Below are 16,513 nucleotides of genomic sequence, written 5' to 3'. Positions count from 1 at the left end.
TGGTTATATATGGATTCAACAGGAGGTAACGTGTTGGTTTCAAAGGAAGAATGGGCACAAGAACAGATTGATTTTGACGCAGAAAAGGGAGTTCCCCAAGAGGACGATACCTCGAACGGACACGCCGCAATTTTAGGGTTGCAACATTTACTGACCATGTATTCTGGGGATGTGATGGTGCCACTCCTAATTGGTGCAATCGTGCATTTTTCAGCGACGCAAATGGCACTATTAATTTCGATGGATTTATTCATGTGTGGTGTGGCCACGTTATTACAAGTGCACAGGACGCGTTTGGTTGGAATCGGATTACCAGTAGTTTTGGGCTGTGCGGTTCAAGTCATCACGCCGTTGGGGACCATCGGAAAAACGCTCGGGATCACCACAATGTATGGTGCGATCATCGCCTCCGGAGTATTTGTCTTATTAATGAGTGGGGTTTTTTCCAAAATGCGAAAACTCTTTCCACCAGTTGTCACCGGTTCGTTAATTGTGGTGATTGGGTTTACGTTGATGCCAGTTGCCATCACTGATTTAGGTGGCGGGACAGTTGGTGCTCGTGATTTTGGTTCACCGAAGAATTTGCTTGTTGGTGGTTTCACGCTGGCAGTGATCATTGCGTTTAACGTTTGGGGGCGTGGCTTTGTTAAATCAATTGCCATTTTAATTGGCCTGGTAGCTGGGACGGCTTTGGCTGGTGCCCTTGGGATGATTCAATTGAGCAGTGTTTCCCAAAGTAGCTGGTTCCGAATTCCCCAACCTTTTATGTTTGGCGTGCCACACTTTGAATGGTCATCATCGTTAACCATGATTTTGATTGCGTTGACTACCATGATTGAATCGACCGGTGTGTTCTTTGCATTAGGAGACATGACCAATCGGCATTTGACCGGGGATGACTTAAAACGAGGCTATCGTGCAGAAGGAATTGCGCAGATCTTGGGTGGAATTTTCAACACATTTCCTTATTCAACTTTCTCAGAAAACGTGGGGGTTGTGCAGTTTTCTGGTGTTAAAACGCGAAAACCAATTTACTTTGCTGGAGTATTTTTATTAATTTTGGGCTTGTTACCAAAAGTTGGTGCCTTGGCAACGGTTGTGCCCACACCAGTTTTAGGTGGAGCCATGTTAGTGATGTTCGGCACGGTTGGTTTACAGGGTGTTCGGATTTTAAAAAATGTTGATTTTGACGATAGTCGTAATTTAATTGTTGCTGCAGTTTCCATTGGCGCTGGCTTGGGTGTTTCCAGTGTTCCAAGTATTTTTCAAGCCTTACCTTCCGAATTGTATTTAATTCTTGGTAATGGGGTTGTGGTGACAAGTATTGTGGCGGTTGTTTTAAATTCACTATTTAAATTACAAGGAAAACCAAAAACAGAAGTTAAATAAAAGATTCGCAAATTTCAAATTCTAAAAAATAGAATTTGATAATTTGCGAATTTTCTATTTATGGGGTGCTTGAAGTTTTGCAGTTTGCTATCAAAAATCGTTTGGGACTTAAATAGTTAGTGTAAAGTTTTAGTAGGAAAGTGAAAAAAAGTCTTTTCAAAACAAGAGAAGACCGTTAATCTTCTAATTAGGTATAGCAGCCAAAAATTAGGAGGTAACGGTCTTCATGTCTCAAATATTAACAGAAATCATGACAGTTTTAAAGGATAGTAATAATTTATTTGATGCGGAACAAAATTTAATGATGCAGTGTCAGACGTTGATTGCCACTGCCTTAGGCCAGGCGTTAGAAGATCTTGATGATCTTCTAATTGGCGAAACAGAATACCAAGAAATTGTGGGCAAGCGCGAAAGAACTTTGAATTTTATGTGTGGGGCCGTGACTTTCAAACGCCGGTTAGTGAAACTAACTGATAAAAAATATGTATTTCCTTTAGATCGTTATTTGCAGTTAATTCCACGAAGTAGATTTTCACCCTTAATGGTCGAAAAGGTTGCCAAGCTAGCTTCACATAGTGTTTTACGGACAACAGCTTTGGCTGTTAACCTTTTAACCCCACTTTCTATCAGTCATCAGAAAGTTGGTCAACTTTATCAAACAGCAGGTACGCAATGTGAAAAGCAGCGTGAAGAAACCACGTTAGTAACTGTAGCAAAGAAACGTCAAGTTCCTTATTTATATCTAGAAGGTGATGCCTTTTGTGTCGCCATAAAGGCTAAACACCACCATAAGAATATCTTCGTGCACCGACTTCAATTAACGGAAGGCATTACCCAAAATGGCCAGCGCCGACAGACGCTAAACCGGCATGTGTTTACAGGATTAAACCGCCGAGTAGTTTTTAAGCAAGCACAAGATTATTTAAGTCAAAACTATGATTTACAACACACTACGGTGATCACCGGTAGCGATAATGGCAGTGGTTATGAACCATCCTGCTTTGATGAATTAGCAATTGGGGCAAAAAAACATGAACATTTTTTAGATTGTTATCACTTGAATCGAAAAATTCGTAAGCGATTAAGCATGATGCCTAAGAAACTACAAAATATGTTATTTCAGGCTGTTCATAATTGGGATAGTGACCAAATTCAGGTTATTCTTGATACTTGTGAATCAATAGCTAGCGATACAGATAGTCTTGAGTCAATTCAACTTTTACGGCGTTATTTGAAGCGTAATTGGAATTACTTAAAACCAGCTGTTGAGCGCAGCTTAACGGCTGAAAATGTGTGCTTGGGTGGTTGTGAAAGTAACCATCGTCGTTTTACGTACCGATTAAAGCATCAAGGTCGTTCTTGGAGTATACCTGGCTTAAAAGCAATGGTCAATGTGATTACGAGTGAAATTAATGGTCAACTGGAAGCGGCAATGTTAAATGTCCCCGCCGCCTCACCAATAAACGTCAAACCAGTTAACATATCTGCAAGTCATTTTCTTAAGCAACCCTTTACGCAACATCAAGGAATCAAGCATGGTAGTCTTCACCTAGATGCAGCAACCAGTAGTGCTATGGGTAATTTGGTGAAGATTATTTCGTAAAACCTGAATAATAGGTGTAGTGGAGGCGTTGATGAAAGAGTGTGTCGATGTCACTTGGCGATTTATCGCTTAGAGACATGGGAAGACTGGAGAGATCCACTTCTGGCCTGATGAGGGACAGAAGTTAGCTCGCAAGCGACCCACACGGCCCCACATCAGCGCCGGAACGGAACAAAAAGCAGGTAAAAGCTTAAATAAAATCTAATTAGAAGTACAACCTACTAAAACTTGACACATACACTTAAATATTCGGGTTTGACGCGTTATACTAATTTATATAGAATGAAAAAACACGGAGGCTTATCTTGAAAAAATTACGCGTCATGTCCATTTTTGGAACCCGTCCTGAGGCAATCAAAATGGCTCCAATTATTTTAGAAATGAATAAACGAAGTAGCGAGTTTGAACCAATTACGGTGGTGACTGCGCAACATCGAGAAATGCTTGATCAAGTTCTCGATATTTTTAAGATTAAACCAGATTATGATTTAAATATCATGAAACCAAACCAAACGCTGAGTGAGATTACCGGACGTGTCTTGAATAAATTAGATACCATTATTCAAGAAGCAAAACCAGATGTGATTTTGGTGCATGGCGATACAACCACTACGTTTGCGGCAAGTATTAGTGCCTTTTACAATCAAGTTCCTTTGGGACACGTAGAAGCTGGGCTCCGAACGTGGGACAAGTATTCGCCATTTCCAGAAGAAATGAATCGGCAACTAACTGACGTTTTGGCAGATTTTTACTTTGCACCAACAACGTTAAGTCAGCAAAATTTATTGAAAGAAAATCATCAAGCCGATCACATCGTGGTAACTGGGAATACGGCAATTGATGCGTTAAAAGAAACCGTTCGTGATGACTATCATCATGAAGTTCTCGATTTAGTAGCGCCTGATCACCGGTTAATTTTGTTAACAATGCATCGCCGTGAGAACCAGGGTGAACCGATGAAACGCGTTTTCAAAGCGATTAAACAGGTTGTGGATTCGCATCCTGATGTAGAAGTGATTTATCCCGTCCATTTAAGTCCCGCGGTTCAACAAGTTGCGAAAGCAATCTTAGGTAATGACGACCGGATTCATTTAATCGATCCATTAGATGTTGTCGATTTCCATAATTTATCTGCTCACAGTTACTTTATTATGACTGATTCCGGTGGTGTTCAAGAAGAGGCACCATCGCTTGGCAAACCAGTTTTGGTATTACGGGATGAAACGGAACGTCCAGAAGGAGTTACAGCTGGAACCTTAAAGTTGGTGGGAACTGATCCTGAAACGGTAAAAAACGCCATGGAGGCACTTTTGGATGATTCAGCAGCCTATCAAAAAATGGCAACTGCCAAGAATCCATACGGTGATGGCCATGCGGCAAAACGTATTTTGGATTTCTTAACCAAAAAATTAAATGATAATCGGAGTTAATTTGTCGTGAAAGCATTCATTGAAAAATATAAATCGATTATTTTGTATTTGGTGTTTGGCGCACTAACTACAGCTGTTAATATTGGGGTCTTTACCTTTTTAGACTTGTATATGCATTGGAACTATCAAGTCGGGACGGCAATTGCCTGGATTGCATCTGTTTTGGTTGCGTTTTTTACCAATAAAGTTTGGGTTTTTAGTTCGAACTATTCAACGTGGCGCGCATTTTGGCGGGAGTTGGGATCTTTTTTCTTCTTTCGGTTGTTAACCTATTTTATGGAAGTTGTGATCATGTGGGTAGGAGTTTCATTGCTGCGTGAGAACGCAATTTTGATGAAGTTGGTAGATAATATTGTTGTCGTAATCGTTAATTATGTATTTAGTAAATGGATTATTTTTCGAAAGCAAGGTACAAAAAAAGATTGAAACGTCTGTTAGATAGGTTTCAATCTTTTTCTACTTTTGGCTTGCGGTGTAGTTATCTACCAATTCCTTGGCAAAGGCATCTAGGTGATCTAAGTCTTCTTCAGATTCAGGTGCTAAGTTGATTTTTACAGGTTTGGCGCCTTGAGTTGCCCTGGATTTTTGAAAGGCTTGGGCAAATTTATCGACGGCAACACAGTAAAATTCTTCATAGAAAACATCGCCGGATCCGGCGACACCGAAGATTTTGCCGGATAGATCCAATTCGGGAAGTTCTTCATAGAAGTCCATTCCTTCTTCTGGTAATTCACCTTCATCATAGGTATAGGGGACGACGACACAAATGTCGAAGTTCTTGAATTCGTCGGCGTCAGTTTGTGAAATTTCGGATTCATCGACTTCAACGCCTAAATCTTCTAAAGCTTCGGTGATAATGTCGGCACAATCTTCATTGTTACCGGTAATGGTTGCAAAAACAACTTTTGCAGTTGGCATGGTGTGGGCCTCACTCTCGTGTAGAGTGTTTCAAAGAGCGGTTAGCGGTTGAGCATAGCCTAGATAGTTAAATGATTCGGGTTAGGAATCGTTTGACTATCGTAGCTAAGCGGAGACCGCTGCTCTTTTAAACACGTTTGCGTTAATTAGTAAAAATATTCCAAATCAGGCCAAGGACACAACCTAATAAGTCCTAGAGAATTATAGCAGAGAAATGAAATTTAGTGAATGGTTTCCATAGACAAGGAGGTTCAAAATGGCTGAAAAAGAGGCACTTCCCAAAATTACAAAAATTACCACCCAAAAACGGAAAGAACGTTATAACGTTTTTATTGATGATCACTATGCGTTCCCAATTAGTGAAGATGTGATGATTAAATTCCGAATTTTTAAAGGAATGGAAGTCGATAAAAAATTACGCGAAGAAATTTTAGCTGCTGACGATGTGTCAAAAGCGTACTCACGGGCCTTAGCCTATTTGTCAGGTCATTTGCGAACGGAGCAAGAAGTTCAAAAAAAATTACGAGAAAAAGAAATTCCTGAACCTACAATTCAAGCCACTTTAGCTAAATTAAGAGACTTAAATTTAGTAAATGATGAGCAGTATGCAGAAAGTTATGTTCGGACGATGGCCCGCACTTCTGATAAAGGGCCCATTGTGATTAAACGAAATTTGCGCCAAAAAGGGGTTTTAGAAAATGATATTGAACGCGGACTAGCTGAATACTCAGATGAGGATCAGGTAACGAATGGTGTTGAAATTGCTAAAAAGTTGGCGCATCATTATCAGCGGGAACCACTATCCAAAATGAGACAAAAAATTTACCAAGGTCTGATGACAAAAGGATTCTCCGGAGATATCATTACGCAAATTCTTGATCAAACTCATTTTGAGGCTGATCCAGAGCTAGAGAACGAAAAGCTAAATATGGAATTTGCTAAAGTTTGGCGTCGAAATCGCCGTTATAATTTTTCACAACGTAAGTTACGGACTAAAAGAACCTTGTACGGAAAAGGTTTCAAAATCGATGCAATTAACGGTTTAATTGAACAACAAACCGATTCGGAACAGAGTTAACGGCTATGGGGGAGTAAAGAAACATGAAAAAACATTTTTGGCAGGCTATTTTAATTACTTTTTTTTTAGGAGTGATTCTTGGTGGAGCCGGTTTTGCATACTATAGTTATCGGATGGCACAAGAAGGATATCCAGTAAGCTACTTTCGTTCCGCTAAACAGGAATCTGCGCACAAATCAGTTACTAAAACATTTATCCCACGGAAAGTTGTGGTGAAGCAGCCCCGTTTGAATCATCGAACGAAAAAACTCAAACAATTGTTAAAGCCAATTGTGGGCGAAAAACGATTTGTGGGTACGGTTTTAATTATTAAAAATGGGCATCAAATATATAATCAAGGGTACGGTTATGCAAACATTTCCAAAAAGGCGTTAAATACGGCTAATTCGGAATACCAAATTCTATCAATGCAAAAATCGATGACCGCGATGTTAATTATGCAACAAATACAAGCAGGCAATTTGCAGTTTGCAGACCACTTAGATAAATTTTATCCAGAGATTCCAGGAGCTTCGCAGATTACGATTCGATCGATGTTGGATATGCAGACTGGACTGCGAATTCATAAGTTATCCAAACAAGTATTATCTAGTCAGCAAGTGGCCGATTATTCAGCCAAGCACGTTCAATTTGTCGCTGATGAAAATAATAAATGGTCGTATCAGCCAGTAAACTACACCTTGTTAGCGGGAATTCTACAGCAAGTTACGCGACAACCCTATTATCAGTTGTTTAGACGTCATATTATTGCGCCATTGAAATTACAGCATACGGGTTTTGTGATGCAGGCCAATCAAGCCAACCAGTTATCAACACCCTATCATAATGTACCGTTCTCAGATAATTCGATTAATTATCAAAAGGTGGACCATGAATCAGTCGCGAGTCAGCATAATGAATTGGGTACTGGGAATGTTTATATGAGTACCGGAAACTTTTATAAAGTCTTACGAGCAATTCTGCGAGCGCGATTTTTAACTGCGGAGAGTACGGCAATTCTGCATGAAGGGGTAGGTGCTAGAAATTATGGCGGCGGCCTTTATACAAAGAATCTAACTAGTTATTGGAGTCACGGTGTGGGATATGGCGAAGAAAGTGGTGTGATGATTAGTCGTGATGGTAAAAATGCCGTGGTGATGTTAAGCAACTATCACGTCAAAAAAACGGCGTTACCACGGCAATGCGCTCAAATTTATCAAAACTTAATGCAAGGGGCTTATTAACAATCCCTATTTATGTAAATTAAAAGTTATCTTTTCAAACTTACGGTTCATTTAGGACTGTTAGTGTAAGGTTTTCCTAGATGGTCAATAAAATTCTAGGAATATTCATTTTGAGTTGAATATATAGAAAAAGACCTGTAGCCTTTTAATCGACGAAGATTAAAGGAAGGGATACAGGTCTTTCATGTATATTTTAGCAGATTTTATTGAATCATTGGGAAATTTAGACAGTTTATTTGATTTAGAGGAGCAGGTAATTCTTCATCTTAGGAAGTCATTCCAGCTGGTTGTAGCTGAATATCTGAGGCAATTAGATGAAACACTCGTTCCATCAATTCCGGCAGAAAATACATTCATTAATCGACAGGCCAGAACAATTGAGTTTATGTTTGGCGCCGTGAATTTTGAAAGAAGATGTTATCTTCGACCCAATGGAAGTTATTACTTCCCGTTGGATGAACAACTTCAGTTGGAAGAAAGAAAAAGAATTTCACCTTATTTTAAAAGTGTCGTTGCCAAAATTGGGCAAACGACAACGATGAGAAATACGGCCGCAATGATCAATCTGGCAAGTCAGACGGATATTAGTGCCTGGTCAGTAGACCGAATTATCAGAGACATGGCAGATACCGTGAAGACAGAAGAAAAATCGTCCGAAGAGAAACTAGTTAAGAAACGAAAAGTTGAAAACTTAGTGGTTGAAGGCGATGCCTTTGAGATACACAAAATTAATCGACGAAGACAAGACGTCCACCATTACATTGTTTTTGAATCAGGATTAGATGGAACAAGATCAAACAAAGTTGAGTTTGTTGGTATCAATCAAAAAAAGGTTCAAAAACGAGTAACTGACTACATTGAGAAGTATTATAAAATCAGTGAAATGACCGTGTTTACAGCAAGTGATGGTGGCCCAGGGTATAACCCGAAAAGTATGCGAGAAATAGTTCCGAGTGCTCAAAGAGTTGAATTTACTATCGATCGGTATCACTTTGTCAAAAAGATTAAACAAACCTTTGGTTTATTTAATCCATTGGTTGATAAGGCCGTTAAGAGCGTTAGCCTGTATGATCAGAATCAGTTAAACGTTATTTTAGATACATTTGAGTCGCAAATTAAAACTGATAAGGAACTTGAGAGCCTAAGGGTCCTAAGACAATATTTGGCAAGAAATTGGCAGTTTATAAAGTCTCCACACGATCGTGGCTTCATGAGGGTCGGCAAATTGGGATCCGTTGAAAGCTCACACAGAGCGTACACGTATCGAATGAAAAAGCAAGGCAAAGTATGGTCCGAAAAGGGCCTTGAGGCTATGTTGAAATTAATTGAAGCTCGGGTAAACGGTAAGCTAGATAAATACTTACGTGGTGGTTTAAGAAAGTTACAAGAGCTAACGATTGAGATCGCTACGGAATCATTGAAGACGTTGAGTTCAGCTCAGCTGAGCAACAAGCACCATTCTAAGCATATTGGAGTTCTTTCAGGTAAAATACCAGTTGATGCCCCAACAAGTAGCCCTATCGGAGCAATGGCAAAAATATTTTCAAACTAATTATTGTGTATAAATATTTGGTTGATTATAAGGCACCTAGGAAAACTTGACACATACTTTAGGACTCGTTCTTTTGTTAAGGTAGCTTTTTTGATATAATGGTAAATGGAATTCTAAGTTTTAAAACCTTCGGAATTAGAAAGCTGTGTCATAAATGAATCGCAAGTCTAAGAAACCCAGAGCGGGGGACTATATTGCGATCAAAAGCTATAAACACGATGGTAGTTTACACCGTACATGGCGAGATACAATGGTGTTAAAAAACAATGAGGACGAGTTTATTGGATGCAATGATCACACACTTGTAATTGAAGATGATGGGAGACGCTGGGTAACGCGTGAGCCGGCCATTGTTTATTTTCGCAAAGATTATTGGTTTAATGTGGTTACCATGATTCGTAAAGGCGGCGTATCAAACTACTGCAATTTGGCTTCTCCATATGTGTTAGATGAGGAAGCTTTAAAATATATTGATTATGATTTGGATGTAAAAGTTTATCCAAATGGGGATCGAAAATTATTGGATGTCGATGAATATGAGCGTTTTAGTCAGCGATGGCACTATTCTGAAGATACCAAACAGATTATTCAATCTAGTGTTTTAACGCTAACGGATTGGATCGATCAAGGGACCGGACCATTTTCTGATGAATTTATTAACATTTGGTACAACCGTTATCTGGAACTTGTTAATCATAATAACCGGCGTTAATTTTGGTCGTAATAACGAATTAGATCGGTCAAAGATTTTAATTCTGTATATAAAGCTAACTGGCAATGTTTGAGTTTCTCGAATATTGCCAGTTTACGTATCAGGAGGGTTATAAAAGGGACGCGTGAAGAGAGTATTTTACAGAAATCCTTACAGATTAGAAGTTAAATTAAAGCGAATAGCTTATAATGGGCTTATTGTGAACGATAAAAATGAAATGCATCGTGATGAAAGAGTTATAAAATAGTCGTCATAATATAGGCTTAGCTATTATATTTCATTTCAAAAGAAGGAAGTCATGCTATGTTTGATAAGATTAAAAAATCTCCGCTTTTGTTTTGGTCACTGGAGTTATTAATTGTGGCTACCTTAGTTTATGTATGTACAAAAATCAATTTTTTATTTGCGCCCATTGGTATGTTTATTTCAACGGTGTTTGTCCCAATTATTTTATCAGGGTTCCTATTTTATTTACTTAATCCATTAGTTAAATTGATTGAAAAAGTCAGGTATAAAAAATTTCGTATCAGCCATACTTGGGCGGTTGTGATCGTTTTTTTGCTCCTAATTGCTGTTATTGGTAGTGCATTGGGATGGATGCTTCCTAGATTAATTAATCAAGTTGGACAATTAATTGCAGGGCTTCCAACCATTGCCAGCAATGTTCAGAAGAGTTTGCAACATCTGATTGAGCATTCAGATTGGACCAAAAACGTTGATTTGGATCCTTACATTCAAAAGATGAATAATTCAATCGGTACTTACGCAGAATCAATTTTAACGACAATGACAAGTAGTATTGGAGCCCTGATTTCGGCCGTTACTTCGGTTACAATCGTTATAATTACGGTTCCAGTTATGTTGTTTTACATGCTAAAAGATGGTTGGAAGTTGATGCCAACCATCAAACGGTTATTACCAGCTAAAAATGCAGATACCATTATGGAACTTTTCGATAAAATGAGCGATACCTTGTCTTCTTATATCTCTGGACAAGTCTTGGAATGCCTTTTTGTCGGGACATTTACGGCAATTGGTTACATGATTATTGGCCAACCATATGCGTTATTATTGGGCGTGGTCGCCGGGATTGCCAACATTGTGCCCTATATTGGACCGTATATTGGAATCTTTCCAGCGTTGCTAGTAGCCTTGACAAAGGATCCGATGCAAGTTGTTTGGGTAGTGGTAGTTGTTTTAATCGTGCAACAGGTGGATGGAAACCTAATTTATCCCAATATTATTGGACGAAGCTTACAGGTCCACCCGTTAACTATTATTATTCTTTTACTTGCGGCTGGAAAAATCGCAGGAATTCCGGGAATGATCCTCGCAATTCCAACCTATGCGGTAGTCAAGGTGATTGTTGGATTTGTTTATCATATTTGGATTTTGAATAATGATGATTAATTTATTTTGATTTAACATTGTCTTGATATGCTGGTTTTACTGGAATGGATTAACTTATATGTGGTAATATGATGAAGGATTTAATATTAAAATATTAGGAGAATGAACATTGAAAAAGGTAATTACTTATGGCACTTTTGATTTAATTCATAAGGGACATATTCGTTTGCTAAAACGAGCCAGAACACTGGGTGATCATTTGACGGTTTGTGTGTCAACGGATGAATTCAATGCTTTAAAGGGCAAGAAAGCTTATACCAGTTATGAAGATCGCAAGTATATTTTGGAAGCTATCCGTTATGTGGACGAAGTGATTCCGGAAAAAGGTTGGGATCAAAAGATCAAAGATGTTGAAGAACGTCATATTGATACTTTTGTTATGGGTGATGACTGGAAAGGTAAGTTCGACTTTTTGAAGGACTACTGTAAGGTTATATATCTTCCTCGTACGGAGGGAATTTCAACCACTAAGATCAAACGTGATTTGGGTCTTGGTAGTAAAAACGAGTCACAAAAATAAAGACAGAAAAACTGGGGGAAAGACCCCAGTTTTTTTTATTACCTCAAAGGCGCTTTAATCCATTCCAAATATGAAAAAGTAAATAAGCCTTGTGGTGATAAGTCAAGTATGTAAAAAACTTTGTTTTTATTATTAATTAGTTCTTGAGAGTATACCTTCCCCAGCCCACTAAAACAGTTAATTTAGCGGGTTAAGAAGGGACTCAGTATCGTAAACTCGAAGGCTATACCACTTTGGGTGGTATATAAAATTGATGGTTTCTAAGCAAGACTTCCACCAATCTCACAAGCTTTCGTGCCGTCAAGACAATAGCTCGACGATGACGATACTTGGGTACCTCTTCATATTTTTTGTGGTAATAGCGTTGGTAAGTAATATCATAACGTCTTATCGAATTGACAGCTTCAACTAGATAATAACGAAGATATTGATTACCCTTACGAGTTCGTGGCGTAGCTTGACGAACACTCGTACCTGATTCATGTGGTAACCAAGCCAGACCTGCATACTTGGCAATATGGCTTTCATCCGGAAAACGTTCAATTTGACCAATTTCTGCCACAATACCGGCCGCATAAACTGGACCAATACCGGGAACACTAGTTAAACAATTGATATCTGTGTTTTGAGTAGATATCTGTGTAATTGTTTTATCCAAAACTTGGATTTGTTTTTTTAACATCCGAATTTCATTAGCATAGACCGCTAAGATTTCATCAACAGAATCTGTTACGACTTTTGATAGACGATAAGAAGAACGAGTTGCTTTCTTAATGGCTTTAGCAACGGCTTCGGCATCACCAAATTTACCGTGGGCTAACTGTTGAAGATGTGTCACTAATTCATCAAGAGGTAGCGCCGCTGCCTCGTCCAAGGTTAACTCTTCATCAGTAATTAGGGTCATCATAGCTGAGCCAAAAACTGAGGTGGGTAACTCTCGTTCTAAAGTATTACAACGATAATAGAGGTTGTTCAAAAAATGATTTTTTGAATCGGTCATTTGTTTAACCAAGTGATAGCGTTCACGGGTTAAACGTTGCAGCGCAACATAATTTTCTTGGCGAGCAACAGGGGTTCCAAGTGGTTCTACACGCAATAAATCGGCTAATTGCTTGGCATCAATTGCATCAGTTTTACCGTCATTAAAGAGCTGACTAAAGTGATGTGATGTGTAGGGATTAATGGTAATTACCGATAAGCCTAAGGCTTGTAACTCGCTATCTTCGGCCAAAAAAGTCATTGGATGAAAGTTATAAACAGAAGTAGCTTCCATACCAGCTGTGATTTTTTCATAATGATGCGTTTGAGTTTCGGTTAGGACCGTCTGTTTGATCTTAATGGCGCCATTGAGATCATTAGTAGTTTCACCTTGAAAACAACAACGTTGATCCGAATCTAAAGCACAAAAGTCTAATTTATTTTTACCAACATCAATACCTAAATATAAATTCATAGGATAAGGACCTCCTTTCATTGTGAATTAATTGGATAAGCTTAGGTGCTGCGTGATGTTCCCTAATTCCAATTCTAACGGGCATCCTCGCAATATAAGTAGACTAGATTAAGTGATTCAGCTGCGTGTCACGCGAGTGAACACGAATCACTCTAATCGCTACAGCTTGTGGTTTGCGGTGTTTCGAATTGTCTGGGCGGCACGCTTAAAACGTAGATAAACTACAAGGGGAGAAAGCCTATACCAGTTGGACCTAAATCCAATGAACAATTAGAGAATATCACGCAGCATCTAAGTAGTGAATAGTAAGAAACAAAGTTTCAAAATATATAATACGAGAGGGCTGCTTATGAAAAATGCATTAATTCTAGTTTCAGATGACTTATCAGCTGAAAATCCACACTTGCTTCAGACAATTCAAAAATTATTAAGTAATCAAATTCAGGTGACAGTTTTAGTGATGGTTTTAAATTTTCAAACGGCGGTAAAGACAATTGAAAATCTAAATAAAGTTTTGTTGGGAACACAAGAAAAATTAAAAATTGTTAATTGGTTTGACCTGGTAGAAAATCAATCTGGAATTGACAGTGAATTAAAACCATTTACCAATCGATCAGAAGATGCCTTCACAAAAAAAGTATTTCAACTGGCTAATCAAAAAACTGTTGAACGCTATTTTGATCATCATTTTTTAGAGTATGAAAAACATTATCAAAATTCAAAGTTGAGGACAATCAAACAATTTAATCAGGGAAAATTGCAGTATCAATTTAGCTTTGACGAGCAGGCCCGTAATCGGGAGATTGTTGGATTTTTGGAAAGCAAACCAATTAATTACACCGTGTTAAATACAACTGACCAACAACTATATCATTGTTCGGTTAAACCAGCTCAAATGCGAACTTATACAGTTGCAAGTGATAGTGTATTTGCTAACCGAGGAAGAATTCTAGAAGAACAAATTGAAGGTAGCAAACGCCGGAACGTTGTGCAAATTGAAGTGGAGAACCCGCAATATAGTGTCCATGATTACGTTGAATGGCGGCCCTATACCAATATTTTTGAGTTTTATAGTGAGCAAATTCGTAAATTAGTAGATGACTCACAACATACGGGCATATTTATTGATCTAAAGAGTAATGAATTGATGTCAGGCTATTTACAAACATTCACAACTTTTAACTATTAGGAAGGGGAAAACCAAATATGCGAGCAATTTTATCCGATGTTCAAGCACAGCAAGAAATGCAGCAATTTGAAGTTGAATTGATTGGGCTTACCCAACAGGCTAAAAATTTACGCGTTATTTTTATTGAACAAGAATCATTGGAAAGTTTTACAATTGACCAAATAAATTTGCAAGAAAATATCTTAGAGTTTCCCCTAACTTTTCATCAGTTAAAAGGTCATTTTCCTGGTCAAACTAGATTTGTTTGGGAAGTGTATTTACAATGGCAGGTTGCAGATCATTTTGAAACTGTGCAAATTGAAAATGAATATATAGAAACCAAGCAAATTGATCTGACGACTTTTCAAAAAATTTCAGGCGATTTTTCTGGATTCACAAATATTGAACTCACTGAAAAAAATCAGGATGCTGTGTTTGAACTTCACAATGTCCAACGATTAAGCGATCGAATTCGATTAGTTGGTGCCCCAAAAATTGGTGATCAAGTGATGAAAAATATTGTGATTACCGTTGGGAATACTGATAATCAGAACAATAGTTTTCGATTAACGAACAACATTAGCACTTATTCAGATTTGTTTGTGTTTGAACTTTTATTGACTGATTTGAAAGTGAATCAAAAATATATATTGAAAATTGCGTATGATTTTGAGGGGAGCCATATTCATCAACAAGTAGGCTTGATCAGTGAATTTGATCTTAGTAAAGATTTCGCAACTGACGCAAATGGGCAAACAGTTTTCTTGGAGAAATCGTACGATAATGTAATCAGTTTGACGCGATTGGAAAAAAGTTCAAAATTTTCGACAATCACCCAAAGTTTGGTAAATAAAACTCAACGCTTATTAAGCGCTAGCGGTGTACTTGCTACGAAGCTTAAGTTATTATGGATTAAGCGACTATTTAAGCGGAGTCGATCCCCATTTGTTAAGCCGACAATTGTTTTTGAAAGCTTTGGTGGTCGTCAGGTTTCAGACAGTCCGTTGGCTATTTATCGAGTTTTTAAAGAGTTTTATCCAAGTTATAATCTCGTTTGGGCAATTTATCCTGAATTAAAGGCCTTTTGTCGGGAACATGGAATCCGATATGTTGTTCGTAATAGTGCGAAGTGGGTAAATTTGATGCGTCGTGCACAATGCTGGGTTAGTAATGCGCGGTATCCTTCATGGGTAAAAAAGTCGAAATTTACTTTTTATTTACAAACGTGACATGGAACGCCTTTAAAAAAATTAGGTTTGGATATTAAGCAGGTTACCATGCCTGGAACTGATACAGCTTCTTATCATCGTAATTTCACCCGTGAGGCGAATCGATGGGATGCCTTAATTAGCCCAAACGATTATTCAACTAACATTTTTCGTTCTGCCTTTGGATATAAAAATCAAGTTCTTAAGCTAGGTTATCCGCGTAATGATGAGTTGCTTCAAGCAACACCAGAGCAAATTACCCAGTTGAAACAATCAATGGGAATTCCTGCGAATAAAAAAGTTGTGTTATATGCACCGACCTATCGAGATAACTCCTATATATCAACTGGTAAATATACCTTTAAATTACCTTTTAGTTTAAAAGATTTTCAGGAACGTTATGGGAAAGAAACAATTTTAATTTTACGGATGCACTATTTAATTGCCAATCAGATCGATACTTTGGAATTTAAGGATTGTGTATTAAATCTTTCTGACTATCCAAATATTAGTGACCTGTATTTAGTTTCAGATTTGCTGGTCACGGACTATTCATCGGTGTTTTTTGATTTTGCGTATTTAAAACGCCCAATTTTGTTTTATCCTTATGATTATGAGATGTATAAAAATGAGCTGCGGGGGTTCTATTTGGATTACGAACACGAATTACCAGGTAAAATTGTGCATAATGAGACCGATCTGTTTAGTGAAATGAACGAGGCTTTAAAAAATCCAGATATGACAAATAATCGACGTTTTCAAGAATTCTATAAACGTTTCTGTGCGATTAATAGTGGTGACGCATCCCGAAAAGTAGTAAATTATATTGTGAATGCAATTAGGAAGTAG

Annotated in this window: 13 protein-coding genes and 1 pseudogene; 12 read left to right on the top strand and 2 right to left on the bottom strand. The window is 38.1% G+C overall.

The features are described from left to right. Positions 1 to 66: 66 nt before the first annotated feature. The 4 genes from ADU73_RS01000 (at position 67) to ADU73_RS00985 (ending at position 4,848) form a co-directional block, all read left to right on the top strand. Entirely contained in the window at positions 67 to 1,389 is a 1,323-nt protein-coding gene (locus ADU73_RS01000) for a nucleobase:cation symporter-2 family protein (RefSeq protein WP_062913447.1), read from the top strand. A 226-nt stretch (positions 1,390 to 1,615) separates the two neighbouring features. After that, on the top strand, positions 1,616 to 2,992 hold the full coding sequence (locus ADU73_RS00995) for an ISLre2 family transposase (RefSeq protein ID WP_056986623.1): 1,377 nt from the start codon (positions 1,616 to 1,618) through the stop codon (positions 2,990 to 2,992). Positions 2,993 to 3,297: 305 nt separating this feature from the next. Then, positions 3,298 to 4,422 carry a non-hydrolyzing UDP-N-acetylglucosamine 2-epimerase gene (gene wecB / locus ADU73_RS00990; protein ID WP_046872082.1) on the top strand — a complete coding sequence of 375 codons (1,125 nt, stop codon included), beginning with the start codon at positions 3,298 to 3,300 and terminating at the stop codon, positions 4,420 to 4,422. 6 nt (positions 4,423 to 4,428) lie between these two features. Continuing rightward, positions 4,429 to 4,848: a GtrA family protein gene (locus tag ADU73_RS00985; protein WP_046872083.1), complete on the top strand. Its 420-nt coding sequence runs from the start codon at positions 4,429 to 4,431 to the stop codon at positions 4,846 to 4,848. A 30-nt stretch (positions 4,849 to 4,878) separates the two neighbouring features. On the opposite strand, the gene ADU73_RS00980 is transcribed toward ADU73_RS00985, so the two are convergent. Beyond that, a complete protein-coding gene (locus ADU73_RS00980; RefSeq protein WP_046872084.1) occupies positions 4,879 to 5,340 on the bottom strand; it encodes a flavodoxin in 462 nt (153 codons plus the stop codon). Between the two features lie 256 nt (positions 5,341 to 5,596). Here ADU73_RS00980 and recX point away from each other — a divergent pair, with 256 nt between their 5' ends. The 6 genes from recX to tagD all read left to right on the top strand — a co-directional run bounded on the left by recX (position 5,597) and on the right by tagD (position 11,835). Continuing rightward, on the top strand, positions 5,597 to 6,418 hold the full coding sequence (gene recX / locus ADU73_RS00975) for a recombination regulator RecX (protein ID WP_062913090.1): 822 nt from the start codon (positions 5,597 to 5,599) through the stop codon (positions 6,416 to 6,418). Positions 6,419 to 6,441: 23 nt separating this feature from the next. Then, positions 6,442 to 7,641 (top strand): serine hydrolase domain-containing protein, encoded by a 1,200-nt coding sequence (locus ADU73_RS00970; protein ID WP_052694544.1) that lies wholly within the window; start codon positions 6,442 to 6,444, stop codon positions 7,639 to 7,641. Positions 7,642 to 7,825: 184 nt separating this feature from the next. Then, positions 7,826 to 9,193 (top strand): ISLre2 family transposase, encoded by a 1,368-nt coding sequence (locus ADU73_RS00965; protein ID WP_046872291.1) that lies wholly within the window; start codon positions 7,826 to 7,828, stop codon positions 9,191 to 9,193. A gap of 154 nt (positions 9,194 to 9,347) precedes the next feature. Further along, a complete protein-coding gene (locus ADU73_RS00960) occupies positions 9,348 to 9,905 on the top strand; it encodes a DUF402 domain-containing protein (protein ID WP_046872086.1) in 558 nt (185 codons plus the stop codon). A gap of 303 nt (positions 9,906 to 10,208) precedes the next feature. Beyond that, complete coding sequence (locus tag ADU73_RS00955) at positions 10,209 to 11,315, top strand: AI-2E family transporter (protein ID WP_056986464.1); 1,107 nt, start codon at positions 10,209 to 10,211, stop codon at positions 11,313 to 11,315. A gap of 109 nt (positions 11,316 to 11,424) precedes the next feature. Beyond that, positions 11,425 to 11,835: a glycerol-3-phosphate cytidylyltransferase gene (tagD, locus tag ADU73_RS00950; protein ID WP_062913089.1), complete on the top strand. Its 411-nt coding sequence runs from the start codon at positions 11,425 to 11,427 to the stop codon at positions 11,833 to 11,835. A gap of 223 nt (positions 11,836 to 12,058) precedes the next feature. Here tagD and ADU73_RS00945 read toward each other — a convergent pair whose 3' ends face one another. Next, positions 12,059 to 13,288, bottom strand: coding sequence for an IS110 family RNA-guided transposase (locus ADU73_RS00945; RefSeq protein ID WP_062913088.1), 1,230 nt, complete (start codon positions 13,286 to 13,288; stop codon positions 12,059 to 12,061). Between the two features lie 349 nt (positions 13,289 to 13,637). Here ADU73_RS00945 and ADU73_RS00940 point away from each other — a divergent pair, with 349 nt between their 5' ends. Beyond that, the gene (locus ADU73_RS00940; RefSeq protein ID WP_046871849.1) at positions 13,638 to 14,477 is read left to right on the top strand and encodes a hypothetical protein; all 840 of its coding nucleotides are present in this window, start codon (positions 13,638 to 13,640) and stop codon (positions 14,475 to 14,477) included. Positions 14,478 to 14,494: 17 nt separating this feature from the next. Beyond that, positions 14,495 to 16,513, top strand: a pseudogene (locus ADU73_RS00935) (CDP-glycerol glycerophosphotransferase family protein).

This window comes from Pediococcus damnosus (assembly GCF_001611155.1).
GTDB lineage: Bacteria > Bacillota > Bacilli > Lactobacillales > Lactobacillaceae > Pediococcus > Pediococcus damnosus.
Note: the sequence above shows the minus strand (reverse complement) of the source record. Positions and strands in the feature narration are given on the sequence as shown.

Bases quoted from the DNA above. Each gene is read 5' to 3' on its own strand.
- ADU73_RS00970 (WP_052694544.1), top strand. From the start codon at position 6,442: ATGAAAAAACATTTTTGGCAGGCTATTTTAATTACTTTTTTTTTAGGA.
- ADU73_RS00995 (WP_056986623.1), top strand. From the start codon at position 1,616: ATGTCTCAAATATTAACAGAAATCATGACAGTTTTAAAGGATAGTAAT.
- ADU73_RS00955 (WP_056986464.1), top strand. From the start codon at position 10,209: ATGTTTGATAAGATTAAAAAATCTCCGCTTTTGTTTTGGTCACTGGAG.
- ADU73_RS00980 (WP_046872084.1), bottom strand. From the start codon at position 5,340: ATGCCAACTGCAAAAGTTGTTTTTGCAACCATTACCGGTAACAATGAA.
- recX (WP_062913090.1), top strand. From the start codon at position 5,597: ATGGCTGAAAAAGAGGCACTTCCCAAAATTACAAAAATTACCACCCAA.
- ADU73_RS00940 (WP_046871849.1), top strand. From the start codon at position 13,638: ATGAAAAATGCATTAATTCTAGTTTCAGATGACTTATCAGCTGAAAAT.
- ADU73_RS00945 (WP_062913088.1), bottom strand. From the start codon at position 13,288: ATGAATTTATATTTAGGTATTGATGTTGGTAAAAATAAATTAGACTTT.
- ADU73_RS00965 (WP_046872291.1), top strand. From the start codon at position 7,826: ATGTATATTTTAGCAGATTTTATTGAATCATTGGGAAATTTAGACAGT.
- ADU73_RS00960 (WP_046872086.1), top strand. From the start codon at position 9,348: ATGAATCGCAAGTCTAAGAAACCCAGAGCGGGGGACTATATTGCGATC.